The organism is Pseudomonas sp. Fl5BN2 (assembly GCF_009908205.1).
Classification (GTDB): domain Bacteria; phylum Pseudomonadota; class Gammaproteobacteria; order Pseudomonadales; family Pseudomonadaceae; genus Aquipseudomonas.
Window position 1 is genome coordinate 72,298 of sequence record NZ_JAAARL010000003.1, and the last position, 12,154, is coordinate 84,451.

The following is a 12,154-nucleotide window of genomic DNA, read 5'->3' on the forward strand; positions in this document are numbered from 1 at the left end:
CGAGAGCGATGCAAGATTCAAGGGCCTCTTCGCCGGCAAGCCGGCTCCTACGAGAATTCATGGGATGAACCTGCCCGCCGTAGGAGCTGGCTTGCCAGCGAAGGCGCCCCCGAGAGCGATGCAAAGCTCAAGGGCCTCTTCGCCGGCAAGCCGGCTCCTACAGGATGGAAGGTGGCCGGGGTTACCACACGCCGATCTGCACCAGCTTTTCGCTGTGCGGTTCGCCGTAGCGAAAACGCTGGCCGCGCAGGTCGATCTCTTCATGGCTGATGGTGGTGCGGCGTTTCAGGCCCCGCAGCCATTGCAGCAAATACCCCAGGTGTTCTTCGCGCACCGCGGCATAGGCCGGGTCGGCCCCCAGGTCATTCAACTCCTGGGGGTCGTTGTGCAGGTCAAACAGCTGCGGGCGGAAGCCGTCATAAGCCAGGTATTTCCAGCGTTCGCTGCGCACCATGGTCATGCGGCAGCGGTCGATGGGCTGGCCCAGGCGTTCCCGCGCCGGGGCCTGGAAGGCGTAGTCGTATTCGCTGATGGCGTAGCGGCGCCAGTCGGGTGCCGCGCCGTGCAGCAATGCAATCAATGAGCGTCCTTCCAAGCGATGTTCGGCCCCTGGCAGGCCCAGGGCATCGAGAAAGGTCGGCAGGGCGTCGATGGTTTCCACCAGGCGTTCATCCACGCTGCCACGGCTGATATCCGCCGCCGCGCGCGGGTCGCGGACAATCAGCGGAACGCCCACCGCCGGTTCCAGCAGGAACTCCTTTTCCCCCAGGTAGTGATCGCCGAGAAAGTCGCCGTGGTCGCTGGTGAAGACGATCAGGGTGTCGTCCCAGCGGCCGTTGCTCTGCAGGAAATCAAACAGCCGGCCAAGCTGGTCGTCCACTTGCTTGATCAGGCCCATGTAGGTGGGCACCACGTTCAGGCGGACTTCATCCCGGGAGAAATTCAGGCTCTCTTCATGCTGGCGAAAGGCGTGATAGACCGGATGATCGCTGAGCTGGCCGGGCGCGGCGCGTACCGGCGCCAGTACCTGTTCTGCACCGTACAGGGCGTGGTAGGGCGCCGGGGCGATATAGGGCCAGTGCGGCTTGATGTAGGACAGGTGCAGGCACCAGGGCTGCTGGCCCTGCTCCTGGATGAAGTCGATGGCGCGGTCGGTGGTGTAGACGGTTTCCGAGTGCTGCTCGGCGACCCGGGCCGGCAGGTGGGCGTTGCGCATTTTCCAGCCGCTGAGGATTTCCCCCTGCTCGCCGGCCCCGGCGTTGGCCCAGTCGTGCCAGGGGTTGCGCCCGTCGTAGCCGAGGTCGCGCAGGTAGTGGGTGTAGGGCGCCGACTCGCGTTTGTCGTCGAAAACCGGGTCGTCGGGGTAGATGCCGTCGTGGCGGAAATAGGGCTCGAAGCCGACCTCGTTGAGCGCCTCGGCTTGGGCGCTTTCGGGGTCGATGGCCAGGCGCTGCAGGGCGTCGAGGTTGGGCGTGGCGTGGGTCTTGCCTACCAGCGCGGTGCGGATGCTGTGGGGTCGTAGGTAATCCCCCAGGGTCAGTTCTTCCAGGGGCAGGGGCACGGCGTTCCAGGCCACCTGGTGGCTGCTGACGTAGCGTCCGGTGTAGGCCGACATCCGCGACGGGCCGCAGATGGTGCCCTGGGTATAGGCGCGGCTGAAGCGCACCCCGGCGGCGGCCAGGCGGTCGATGTTGGGGGTGTGCAGGTGTGGGTGGCCGTAGCACGACAGGTAATCCCGGCGCAGTTGGTCGCACATGATGTAGAGCACGTTGCGCACGGGTTTGGGGGTATTGGACATGGGGCTCACCGAAGACAGGACAGGCGAGGTTTTTCGCCTTCGGCGGGGGCTTCCGGCAAGCGCATTTGCCGAATAGTTTCGATGCGTTTCATGCAATGCGGGGGCCCCCGCGGTCCTGTGGTGCCTGTAGGAGCTGGCTTGCCAGCGAAGGCGGCCACGCGGGCGGTGCAGAGCTTGAGGGCCGCTTCGCCGGCAAGCCGGCTCCTACGGTGGGAGGCGGCCACGCGGGCGGTGCAGGGCTTGGGGGCCTGTTCGCCGGCAAGCCGGCGGGCGGGCAGTTCACACGGCGAGGTTGTCCAGGTTGCATACCTCTTCGTCCTGTTCGTCGATGCGCTTGATCTCGTCGATCATCGCCGCGGCCAGGGGCGACAGGCGATAACCCGCGCGGCTGACGATGCCGTAGCGGGTATAGAGCTCTTCCAGGTCGTCAGCCAGGCCGTCGATCCTCAGGCACACCAGCTCGCCCTTGGCATTGTGCAGGGCATCGCTGTAGGAGCCGACGATGCCGATGGCGTCCGAGCGCAGCACCACCCCCAGCAGGCTGTAGCTGTTTTCGCATTCCACGTTGGGGGTGAAGTCCGCCTTGCCGCTCAGGTCGACAATCACCTTGCGCAGGTTCGGCGGGCGAATGGTTACCGCCAGTGGATAACTCATCAACTCGCTGGCGCTGACGCTTTCGCGCTGGGCCAGGGGGTGCCCGGCGCGGCAGCAGAAATGCCATTTGCGCGGGCGCAGGCGCTGGGTCAGGTAGTCCGGGTCGGCTTCGAAGTGGCGGGTGTCGGCGACGAAAAATTCGAACTCTTCGCTCAGCAGGCGTTTGCTCAGGCTTTGCCAGTCATCCACCTGGAACTGCACCCGGGCCTTGGGGTAGCGCCCGATAAAACTGCCGATGGCCCGGGGGATCAGCCCCGCGGCCGGCGCCGGGCCGCAGCCGAAACGCAACTCCCCCGCCTCCAGGCCATTGAACTGGCTGATCTCGTTGGCCATCTGCTGGGCGCCGCTGACCAGCCGGCGCGCGTGCTCCAGCAACAGCTGGCCCTGTTTGGTCGGCGCCAGGTCCTTGCGCCCGCGATCCACCAACTGGCAGCCGACGCTGTGTTCCAGGGCCTGGATGCTGCGGCTGAAGGCCGATTGCGAGAGGTTCACCGCCGTCGCGGCCGCGACAAAGCTGCGCTGTTCGGCGAGGGCGATGAAGTGACGGAGCTGGCGCAGGTCGATATGCATTTTTCACATAAAAAATATCGGGGAAATGCATTGGCTATGCATTAGGTCGACTCCTTATAAAGGCAATCTCTTATGCAGTAAATCTTTGTAAAAACATAAATAAATAACTTTAAGGAATATACGAGGCTGTATATTTTCTGACCAGGAGCCGCCCATGAGTCCGTTTTCCACTGCGTCACCCCTCTCCCCCCGGCGGCTCCAGCGCTTGCCGCTGGCACTGTTGCTGGCCGGCAGTGCCAGTTGGACGCCGAGCTGGGCCGAGGACGCCCCGGCGGCTCCAGCACCGCCGGCCAAGAGCAGCGCGAACAAAACCAAGGCCGACGACGGCCAGTTGCAGACGGTGACCGTCACCGCGCGCCGGCGCGAAGAAAGTTCGCAGAACGTGCCCACACCGATGAGTGTGATCGGTGGCCAGGCTCTGGAAAGCCAGCGGGTCTATCGTATCCAGGACCTGCAGCAGCTGGTGCCCAGCGTCAACGTCGCCTATATGCATGCGCGCCAGTCCAGCGTGTCGATCCGTGGCCTGGGCAACAACCCGGCCAGCGATGGCCTGGAAGGCAGCGTCGGGTTGTACATCGACAACGTCTACCTGGGGCGGCCGGGGATGGCGGTGTTCGACCTGATGGACATCGAGCAACTGGAAGTGCTGCGTGGTCCCCAGGGCACCCTGTTCGGCAAGAACACCACCGCCGGGGTGATCAACATCAGCACCCGGGCGCCGAGTTTCACCCCGGAGCGCAGCATTGAGACTTCCCTGGGCGAGGATGGTTATTTCCAGACCAAGGGCACCATTTCCGGGCCGTTGAGCGATGAGCTGGCCGGGCGCTTCTCGGCCTACCGGACCCGCAGCGACGGCGACATCAAGAACGAATACGACGGCCACGACCTCAATGGCGGATCGCGCCAGGGCTTTCGCGGGCAACTGCTGTACAAGCCCAACGACAGCTTCAACCTGCGCTGGATCGGCGACTACAACGAAGAGGATTCCAGCGCTGGCACCCGGGTGCTGTACAGCACCGGGCCGACCATCAACGGCACCAACATCTATGAGTCGCGGGCCGCGGCCGCCGGGGCGACCCTGGTCAACGGTTCGCACCGCAAGGTCAACCTCGACAGCGACCAGCACGTCACGGTGTTCCAGGGCGGCACTTCGCTGGAGGCCAATTGGACCCTGCCCAGCGACTTCACCCTGACCTCGGTCAGCGCCTATCGCTGGTGGAATTTCACCCCGCGCAACGACGATGGCCTCAACGTCCCGGCCAGCTACAACGCCGGGGTCTCGGTGGAAGACAAACAGTGGTCCCAGGAATTCCGCCTGGCCTCGCCCACCGGCGGCTTCTTCGACTACGTGCTGGGGGCCTATTACTTCGGCTCCGACCTGGACAACAAGTCCTTCGCCTATTACGGGCCCAAGGCGGACATCTGGAACGGCACGCCCAATGGCGCCTTGAGCAATGTCACCAGCATCGGCAACGGGCACATCCAGACCAACAGTTTTGCGCTGTTCGCCCAAGGCACCTGGCACCTCACCGACCGCTTGGATTTCACCGCCGGACTGCGTGGCACCTATGAAGAGAAAAGCGCCTGGGTCACCCGCAATGCGCCGCTTGGCGGAGCGACGGTCAGCGGCGCCGCCGCCAACGCGCGGCGTGGGCGCAGCGGCGCCTATGATTCCGGCGATTTGAACCAGTACAGCACCAGCCCCTCGGGCCTGCTCAACCTCAGCTACCGCTTCACCGATGATTTGCTGGGCTACGCCACCTTGTCCCACGGTGAGAAGTCTGGCGGGGTCAACCTGGCCGTGGGCTCGGCACCCACCGCCGGAGCCGACTCGCTGCTGATCGGCACCGAACGCGCCAACAACGCCGAACTGGGTTTCAAGAGCACCCTGTGGGACAAGCGCCTGCAACTCAACGCCAACCTGTTCTGGACCCAGGTCAACGGCTACCAGACCAACGCCTACGACTATGGCAACCGCGTGCAGTACCTGACCAACGCCGGTTCGGTGCGCTCGCGCGGGGTGGAAGTGGAAAGCACCCTGGTGCCGATTCGCGGCCTGACCCTGAACCTCAACGGCTCCTATAACGACGTGCGCTACCTGTCTTACAAGGATGCGCCGTGCCCGCCGGAAGTCAGCCTGCGTCCTGGCGCCCCGGCCTCCTGCGACCTCAGCGGCCACCAGGTGGTGGGCGCCTCGAAATGGATCGGCAACGCCAACGGCGAGTACAAGTGGAACCTCGACAACGGCCTGGAAGAGTACGTCACCGCCAGTTACGCGTTCCGTTCCAAGGCGGTGGGCACCGTGGAAGATTCCTCATACGGGCAGATCCCCAGCTACGCCGTGGTCAACCTTTCCACCGGCCTGCGCGGCAACTACGAACAAGGTCAGTGGGACGTTTCGCTGTGGCTGAAGAACGCCTTCGACAAGACCTACTACACCACCCTCTGGACCGGCGGCAACGGCGGCTACGAGGGGCTGTTGGGTACACCGCGAACCTTGGGCGTGACTGGCCGCTACGATTTCTGACACCTGGCTTTACGCACCTCGCGCCGGGTCTGCCGGCGCGCTTCGACCTGAACAGGAGTACTTGTCATGCTGCGCGTCAACACCGCTTTGCCCCTGCTGCTGTCCGCCACCTTGCTGGCCTCGGCGGTGCAGGCCGCCCCCAGCGTCTATCCCACGGGGGTGACCCGCTACGACCCGGACAAGGCCTATAACCAGTACGTGATTTTCAGTGGTGCCGATAAACAGACCCACCTGATCGACATGAACGGCAACGAGGTGAAGAACTGGCCGCAAGCAGGTTTTCCCTCGGCGATCATCGACCCGCAACTGGTGGGCGGCGAGCGTGGTCGGGTGCTGTTGCAGCTCAAGGACAAGGAGCCGGGCCCGCTCGGCTCGGCGGGCAATGGCCTGGGCAACCAGAGCGTCGGCGAGCTCGACTGGAACGGCAAGGTGCTCTGGCAATGGGGCGACCAGGCGCCAGGCGGTGCGGCCCAGCAGCATCATGACCAGCGCCGCCTGAGCAACGGCAACACCCTGGTGCTGGCCAACAAGGTGCACAAGGTGGCGGGGTTCAAAGTGCCCCAGGTGATCGACGACGCGATCTATGAAGTCAGCCCCCAAGGCCAGGTGCAATGGCAGTGGCTGGCGTCGGCACATCTCAAGGAATTCGGCTTTACCCCGGCACAGTTGAAGCTGGTGTATGGCACCGACAACCCGGACTACCTGCACATCAACAACCTCAGTGTGGTGGGGCCGAACCGTTGGTTCGATGCCGGTGATAAACGCTTCGCCCCGGACAACCTGCTGATCGATTCACGCAACGCCAACTTCATCGCCATCCTCGACAAACACAGTGGCAAGGTGGTCTGGCGCCTGGGGCCGAACCTGGCGCCGAGCAACCCCAAGACCGCGAACAAGGTGCCGCGTCCGGTGGATCAGTTCGTCGGCCAGCACGACGCCCACATCATTCCCGCCGGCTTGCCGGGGGCCGGGCATTTACTGGTGTTCGACAACCAGGGCACGGCGGGTTACCCCTCGGTGCCTCTGGGGCTGATCGCCGGCTCGCGGGTGCTGGAGATCGACCCGATCAAGAATGAAATCGTCTGGCAGTACAGCGCCGCCAGTTCCAAACAACCGGGCTGGGCCTTCTACAGCTCGTTCATCAGCAGCGCGCGGCGCTTGCCCAATGGCAACACCCTGATCGACGAGGGCATGAACGGGCGTTTCTTCCAGGTCACCGCGGCTGGCGAGATCGTTTGGGAATACGTCAGCCCTTACCTGGGCAAGGCCCCGGGCAGCGAGGCCATCAGCAACTGGGTGTATCGCGCGTTGCCGGTGAGCTACGACTGGGTGCCCAAGGACACGCCACGCTCGGAAACCGCCGTGAGCGTGCCGGAGTCGGGGTTGAAACAGGCCAGCGCAACGCCCGGAATCTGAGGGCTGTGCCTGAGGGCGTGGACACGGCGCTCAGAAGTAGAAGAACAGCCCGGTGTCCTGTGCCAGAGCCAGTTGATTGAGCGCGATCAGCCTGTGGATAACTCCATCCCCGGGCATCGCGGCCTCCGTCAGGATCGAAAGGGTCATGGCCAGGGCTTCCCGGCCCTGGATGGAGGCGTCCTCGTAGTCGTCGATCAGGGTTCCCAGGGCGTGGTTCAAGCGTGGCACGAGGTTGCTGCGGCACAGGGCGGACCATTGCTCTGCGCACAGGGCCAATTCCTCCAGGTCGCCCGGCAGGCATTGGTCCAGATCCAGGCGCTGCATGGCGGCTTTGCTGGTGGGCACGACTATCCATTTCAGCGGCGCGTTCATGGCTGCCACAACTCGACGAAGGCCTTGAAGTCGGGAGCGACCGGGTAGCGGCTGGCGCTGTCGGGATCGAAGACTTCCACCGCCACGTTCGGGCTGTTGAAGTCCAGGCAGATCAGCAGGCCACCGGCATCCCGGGCAATCGGCAGGCAACCTTTGGCCAACCCTGGCACGCGGCCGGCGCTGGCGTACCAGAGCAGGGTCCAGGGTTCGTTGCCCAGGGAGAAGTCGAAGAACTCACTGATGCAGGCGTAGCCGCTGCCATGGGGGAAGGTGCCGACCCCCGGTGTGGCGGCTTCGGCGTACCTGACCAGATCCAGATACAGCGCTGGAAACTCGACCCCGATGCGTTGCTGCACCTGGCTGATGATCTGCTCATCGACCTCTGATCCGGGCTCTATTTCCCAGGCACTCCAGTCCATGGTCATGGTCGGCACTCTTGTTCCCGTTGGTAGGTTGCGCCTGCTCGGTGGGTGATCGAACAGGCGCCGGGGGCCGATTGTAGGCGTGCCGCCAAGGGCTGTGCAAAGCCGGTGGTAGCGGGCTATTTACAGCTGTGGCCTTCGGGCAGGGTGACGGTGTATTTGCGTTGCACCCGGTTGCGAAAATCCAGATTGTCCAGGCTTTCCTGCACCAGGAAATCCTCGACCTTGGCGTCCTGGCAGTCTTCGTTGTAGGACGAGGCCCGCAGCAGGAACACCGTGCGCCGACTCAGCTCATCCTTGGCCTTGATATTGAAGGTCGAGAGGGTGGTATAGCCGGTGCGCTCCGAGCTGCCGATTGCGCCGTAGGACATCGTTGGGGTGCTGGTGCACACGGTCTGCTGCTTCTTGCCGGGTATGCACGTGGTTTTGGTGCTGCTGGGCACTTGGCCGTAGTCGGTGGCGGTGTAGCGGTAGCTGGTCTTTTCACTGCCCACGTCGAGGGTGAAGTTCATGCGCAACGGCGGGTGGTTCTTTGGCAGCGACGTTTCCGTGTAGACCTGCTTGAAACCCATGCCGTGGAGGGCGGCGACCATGTCGCGCAGGTAGTAGGTGGCGTTGAGGCCGTGGGCATCGTTGGCGCCGTTGACGGTCACCAGCACGGGAGCCTTTGGGTCGAAGTAGTAGTCGGGGGCGGGAGTGGCGGCGATCGCCACTTCGAGTTTATTGGCGCAGCCGGTCAAAAAACAGGCAAGCAAAAGCAGCGGGCAGAGCAGGTAGCGAGTCATGAATAAGCCAACGTGCAACGTGATGAATGGATAAGGCTTTAACGAACGGGACTCGGATCAAACAAACGCGGGGGCGTTACGCGGGCTCGCTCGCCTGGTATTCCAGGAGGTCGCCGGGTTGGCAGTCGAGTGCGGCGCAGAGTTTGTCCAGGGTCTCGATTTTCATCCCCTTGACCTTGCCATTTTTCAGCAACGACAGATTCGCCTCGGTAATGCCCAGGATGGCGGCGAGCTCTTTCGAGCGAATCTTGTTTTTAGCCATGACAACGTCAAGCCGAACGATAATGGTCATCTCATTGTTCTATATGTAGTGACTGTGCTCATCACTGAGGACTTTGGCGTCGCGCATGATAATGGAAAATGAGCAGAGCAAGATTCCTTTGACCACCTCATAGGCGGCGTAGGACGAGAAACCGGCGGAAATCTGCAGGATGCGTTGGCCCGGGGGCAGGTCGAAGGACAGTGCCAGGCCTTGCAGGGTCTCCACCATGGGGAACGTCGCGGGTGCGATGATCCACAGCATGCCGACGCGCCAGAGGATGCTGATGTTGCGATCGCTCCAGGTTTCACCTCGGGACAGGCGCAGGAAGAATACGCCGGTCAGCCAGAGGGCGAAGCTCGATACCAGCAGCGGCAGGAAGTCGAGGATCACCAATAGGGTGAAGCTCAGGGAGGAGAGTTTGAAGTCGGCTTCCATCAGGCGCGGCGAGTGTTCGGCGAATACGCTGAGCAGGGCACCCAGGACCTGGTCCTTGCTGTAGATCCAGAGGCCGGCGTTGCCGCCCAACTCCACCACGCCCATGACCCAGGCCAGGATCGCGGCCAGCAGGCCGACCCGTCGTAAGCGGTATTGGGCTGAGCCATTTATTTGGAGGTTCATGCGTCATTCCTTGCAAAACTTGGGGGGTGGCGAATTATTGATAAGTAATTATCGAATTACAATAATTTATTTCTCTGGGATTGTGTTCGGCTAATAGCCCGGAATGATGTTGTGGCGAGGGAGCTTGCTCCCGCTCGGGCGGCTTTGGTTTTTGCCCTCCCGGTCAACCCTGGGAGCAGCGTCTCTTTGATTTTCTGCAATGTCTGCTATACGTTACATTCAATCAATTTTGTTGCGTATACAGAACATGGACTACTTTCTGATCACCGTGCGCCTTGGCGAGCAGGTTCGCCAGCGTCGTCTGCATCGTGGCCAGACCCAGGCCAGCCTGGCCGCCTTGGCCGGCGTGACCCGGCAGAAGGTCATCGCCATCGAGCGGGGCGACTTGTCGGTGGGCATGGCGGCCTATGCGCGAGTGCTGGGCGCCCTGGACTGTGAATTCACCCTGGTGCCTGCTGCCATGCCTACATTGGACGAGATCCAGGGAGTATTCGACTGATGACCGCGGTACTGCAGGTCGCAACCCCTGCCGGTGAGAGTGGGAGAATCCACCGTGGCGCTGGCGATTATCTGTTTCGCTACCACGATGACGCCCGGGCACAGGCAGCGATCAGTTTGCTGATGCCCGTGCGTCTGGATGAATACCGTTATCGGGAGTTGCACCCGATCTTCCAGATGAACCTGCCCGAAGGCTATGTCCTGGAGCAACTGCGCAACCGCCTGGCCAAGGTGGTGAAGGTCGACCCGATGTTGCTGCTGGCGCTGTCCGGCAGCAGCGCGCCTATCGGGCGGGTCGCGGTGAGTTCGCCGCAAGTCGATGGGCTGTTGCAACGACAGCGGTTCCCCGGGGAAAAACTGCAAGAAATCCTTGCGTGGGATGGCACCGAGGACATCTTTGCCGACCTGGTGGACCGCTACATCCTGCGTGCGGGGATATCCGGCGTGCAGCCCAAGGTGATGGTGCCGGAGCGGCATGACGCCGCGTTGCAGCGTTTTACCTCGAACACCTCGGAGTTGATCATCAAGAGCGGCCGGGACGAGTTTCCGGGGTTGGCGATCAACGAGTTTCTATGCATGTCGGTGGCCAGGGAGTCGGGGATTGCGGTGCCCGAGTTCTACCTGTCCGATAACGCCAAGCTGTTCGTCATGCGCCGCTTCGACCGGGACGAGCAGCTCGATTGCCTGGGGTTTGAAGACATGGCGGCGTTGATGGGGCTGGGTGCGGAGCAGAAATACAGCAAGAGCTATTCGGCCATTGCCAAGGCCGTCCGGCTGTTCTGTCCGCCTGAGCAGGTGCCGGGTTCACTGGCGCAGTTGTTTGCCATGGTGAGCTTGAGCTGCATCGTGGGTAATGGCGATGCCCACCTGAAGAACTTCGGGCTGTTGTATTCCGACCCTGGCCAGCGCGATGCGCGGCTGGCGCCGGCCTACGACATCGTCAACACCACGGCGTACATCCCGCAGGACGTGCTGGCCCTGGATCTGCTGGGCAACAAGTCTCTGTTTGCTTCGCGGCAGGGGTTGCTGGAGTTTGCCAAGGTTTGTGATGTGGCTCGTCCGCAGGAGGTTATTCGTGGGCAGTTGCAAGCACTGGAAAGGGTGTTGAGCCGATCGGCTGAATGGGGCGAACGGGCACCGCATGTCGTCGCGGCGATCCGGCAATGTGCCGAGCCCTTTATGAAAACCTTTGGCTAGTACCCGCCTGTACGCTGCGTCGGAGTGCCGCCCAACTTGTTCTGGGCTTTCGGCAACTCCTGTAAAGAGCTCAAGCCACGATTTTTCTGATCCTTTGACGGTGACGAGGGAACTTGCCTCGCTGGGGCGCGTAGCGATCCTGAATCATCTGTAGGGGGGCATATCCGTTGCTGCGGTTACGGCGGCGGGCGGTTTCGCCCTTACGGCGAGTCACTTTGGAAAGAGCCCAAAGTAACCAAAGGCTCTTGCCCCTCCACTCGGTGCCTCGCCTAGGCTCGGCCATCGTGGTTAAGGGGGCAGGCAGATCAAGAGCAAAATCTGACGGCGGCCTTGCGGCCGGCCTGAGGATGGGGGCGGCGTACTCCCTGTAGGAGCTGCCGAAGGCTGCGAACGGGGTGGGCGGCACTCCGACAGGGCTCACGGCCAGAAGCCGCGGTGTAGCAGGCCAAACATGGGCGCAGGTTTTGCGGCTGCTTCGCAGCCGTTCGCAGCCTGCGGCAGCTCCTACGAAAAGCCAGAGCCGGTCAGTCGCGTTGCGGTTCGAGCAAGGTGAATGACAGGTTTTTAATCCGCATGTCGGTGCTGTAGCTGAAACCGACCCGGGCCTTGGGATGCAGATTGGCGGGCAAGCGATAGCTCTCCCAGGCGTTGAGCATGCGTTGCCCATCCGCTGATGGCCTGCGCTCCTCCGATTGCAGGGGCGTGCCCAGCAGGGCACGAATGTCTGCGCGGCTCATGGTGCGTGAGAAGGGCGCCGGCAATTCACCGGTATAGAACCTGCGTCCCTCTTCAAGTGGCAGCACATCGATAATCACCTTCTCCAGCACCAGGTTGTCTTCCCAGAAGTCCAGTACCAGGCCGGGCTCGACGAACACGGTGAGCCATTCGAATTCGTCGTAGATCTTGTCCGTCGGGCGCTCGATGCTGGCGCCTTGGGCGAGCAGTTGTTCGTAGGTGAGGCCCATGCCCTGTACCAGGCGGCTGATGGTTGCGGCGTCCATTGGTGCTGCGTGTCCTTGATTGAGTGTGCGCTGT

The 12,154-nt window shown here is 62.7% G+C and carries 12 protein-coding genes; 4 read left to right on the top strand and 8 right to left on the bottom strand.

What is annotated here, in order from left to right; genetic code table 11:
* Nucleotides 1-181: 181 nt before the first annotated feature.
* Both GV819_RS04825 and GV819_RS04830 read right to left on the bottom strand, forming a co-directional pair.
* Complete coding sequence (locus GV819_RS04825; protein WP_161754016.1) at nt 182-1,798, bottom strand: alkaline phosphatase family protein; 1,617 nt, start codon at nt 1,796-1,798, stop codon at nt 182-184.
* 279 nt (nt 1,799-2,077) lie between these two features.
* Nucleotides 2,078-3,022, bottom strand: coding sequence for a LysR family transcriptional regulator (locus GV819_RS04830; RefSeq protein ID WP_161754018.1), 945 nt, complete (start codon nt 3,020-3,022; stop codon nt 2,078-2,080).
* Between the two features lie 154 nt (nt 3,023-3,176).
* Between GV819_RS04830 and GV819_RS04840 the strand changes: the two genes are divergently transcribed.
* Nucleotides 3,177-5,549: a TonB-dependent receptor gene (locus GV819_RS04840; RefSeq protein WP_161754020.1), complete on the top strand. Its 2,373-nt coding sequence runs from the start codon at nt 3,177-3,179 to the stop codon at nt 5,547-5,549.
* A gap of 66 nt (nt 5,550-5,615) precedes the next feature.
* Complete coding sequence (locus tag GV819_RS04845) at nt 5,616-6,965, top strand: aryl-sulfate sulfotransferase (protein WP_161754021.1); 1,350 nt, start codon at nt 5,616-5,618, stop codon at nt 6,963-6,965.
* Between the two features lie 30 nt (nt 6,966-6,995).
* Here GV819_RS04845 and GV819_RS04850 read toward each other — a convergent pair whose 3' ends face one another.
* The 5 genes from GV819_RS04850 to GV819_RS04870 all read right to left on the bottom strand — a co-directional run bounded on the left by GV819_RS04850 (nt 6,996) and on the right by GV819_RS04870 (nt 9,424).
* Nucleotides 6,996-7,337 (bottom strand): hypothetical protein, encoded by a 342-nt coding sequence (locus GV819_RS04850; RefSeq protein WP_178125938.1) that lies wholly within the window; start codon nt 7,335-7,337, stop codon nt 6,996-6,998.
* A complete protein-coding gene (locus GV819_RS04855; RefSeq protein WP_178125939.1) occupies nt 7,334-7,762 on the bottom strand; it encodes an SMI1/KNR4 family protein in 429 nt (142 codons plus the stop codon). Before GV819_RS04855 ends, GV819_RS04850 begins: the two co-directional genes overlap by 4 nt.
* A gap of 116 nt (nt 7,763-7,878) precedes the next feature.
* Entirely contained in the window at nt 7,879-8,544 is a 666-nt protein-coding gene (locus GV819_RS04860; RefSeq protein WP_161754023.1) for a hypothetical protein, read from the bottom strand.
* 76 nt (nt 8,545-8,620) lie between these two features.
* The gene (locus tag GV819_RS04865; RefSeq protein ID WP_016963103.1) at nt 8,621-8,836 is read right to left on the bottom strand and encodes a helix-turn-helix domain-containing protein; all 216 of its coding nucleotides are present in this window, start codon (nt 8,834-8,836) and stop codon (nt 8,621-8,623) included.
* A 9-nt stretch (nt 8,837-8,845) separates the two neighbouring features.
* Nucleotides 8,846-9,424 carry a hypothetical protein gene (locus tag GV819_RS04870; protein ID WP_161754025.1) on the bottom strand — a complete coding sequence of 193 codons (579 nt, stop codon included), beginning with the start codon at nt 9,422-9,424 and terminating at the stop codon, nt 8,846-8,848.
* A 247-nt stretch (nt 9,425-9,671) separates the two neighbouring features.
* On the opposite strand from GV819_RS04870, the gene GV819_RS04875 reads away from it, so the two are divergent.
* Nucleotides 9,672-9,923: a helix-turn-helix transcriptional regulator gene (locus GV819_RS04875; protein WP_178124656.1), complete on the top strand. Its 252-nt coding sequence runs from the start codon at nt 9,672-9,674 to the stop codon at nt 9,921-9,923.
* Nucleotides 9,923-11,119 (top strand): type II toxin-antitoxin system HipA family toxin, encoded by a 1,197-nt coding sequence (locus GV819_RS04880; RefSeq protein WP_161754027.1) that lies wholly within the window; start codon nt 9,923-9,925, stop codon nt 11,117-11,119. The genes GV819_RS04875 and GV819_RS04880 overlap by 1 nt, the downstream gene beginning before the upstream one ends.
* A gap of 524 nt (nt 11,120-11,643) precedes the next feature.
* Here GV819_RS04880 and GV819_RS04885 read toward each other — a convergent pair.
* Nucleotides 11,644-12,120 (bottom strand): DUF6392 family protein, encoded by a 477-nt coding sequence (locus tag GV819_RS04885; protein WP_161754029.1) that lies wholly within the window; start codon nt 12,118-12,120, stop codon nt 11,644-11,646.
* Nucleotides 12,121-12,154: the final 34 nt, after the last annotated feature.

Bases quoted from the DNA above. Each gene is read 5' to 3' on its own strand.
- GV819_RS04825 (WP_161754016.1), bottom strand. From the start codon at position 1,798: ATGTCCAATACCCCCAAACCCGTGCGCAACGTGCTCTACATCATGTGC.
- GV819_RS04830 (WP_161754018.1), bottom strand. From the start codon at position 3,022: ATGCATATCGACCTGCGCCAGCTCCGTCACTTCATCGCCCTCGCCGAA.
- GV819_RS04840 (WP_161754020.1), top strand. From the start codon at position 3,177: ATGAGTCCGTTTTCCACTGCGTCACCCCTCTCCCCCCGGCGGCTCCAG.
- GV819_RS04845 (WP_161754021.1), top strand. From the start codon at position 5,616: ATGCTGCGCGTCAACACCGCTTTGCCCCTGCTGCTGTCCGCCACCTTG.
- GV819_RS04850 (WP_178125938.1), bottom strand. From the start codon at position 7,337: ATGAACGCGCCGCTGAAATGGATAGTCGTGCCCACCAGCAAAGCCGCC.
- GV819_RS04855 (WP_178125939.1), bottom strand. From the start codon at position 7,762: ATGACCATGGACTGGAGTGCCTGGGAAATAGAGCCCGGATCAGAGGTC.
- GV819_RS04860 (WP_161754023.1), bottom strand. From the start codon at position 8,544: ATGACTCGCTACCTGCTCTGCCCGCTGCTTTTGCTTGCCTGTTTTTTG.
- GV819_RS04865 (WP_016963103.1), bottom strand. From the start codon at position 8,836: ATGACCATTATCGTTCGGCTTGACGTTGTCATGGCTAAAAACAAGATT.
- GV819_RS04870 (WP_161754025.1), bottom strand. From the start codon at position 9,424: ATGAACCTCCAAATAAATGGCTCAGCCCAATACCGCTTACGACGGGTC.
- GV819_RS04875 (WP_178124656.1), top strand. From the start codon at position 9,672: ATGGACTACTTTCTGATCACCGTGCGCCTTGGCGAGCAGGTTCGCCAG.
- GV819_RS04880 (WP_161754027.1), top strand. From the start codon at position 9,923: ATGACCGCGGTACTGCAGGTCGCAACCCCTGCCGGTGAGAGTGGGAGA.
- GV819_RS04885 (WP_161754029.1), bottom strand. From the start codon at position 12,120: ATGGACGCCGCAACCATCAGCCGCCTGGTACAGGGCATGGGCCTCACC.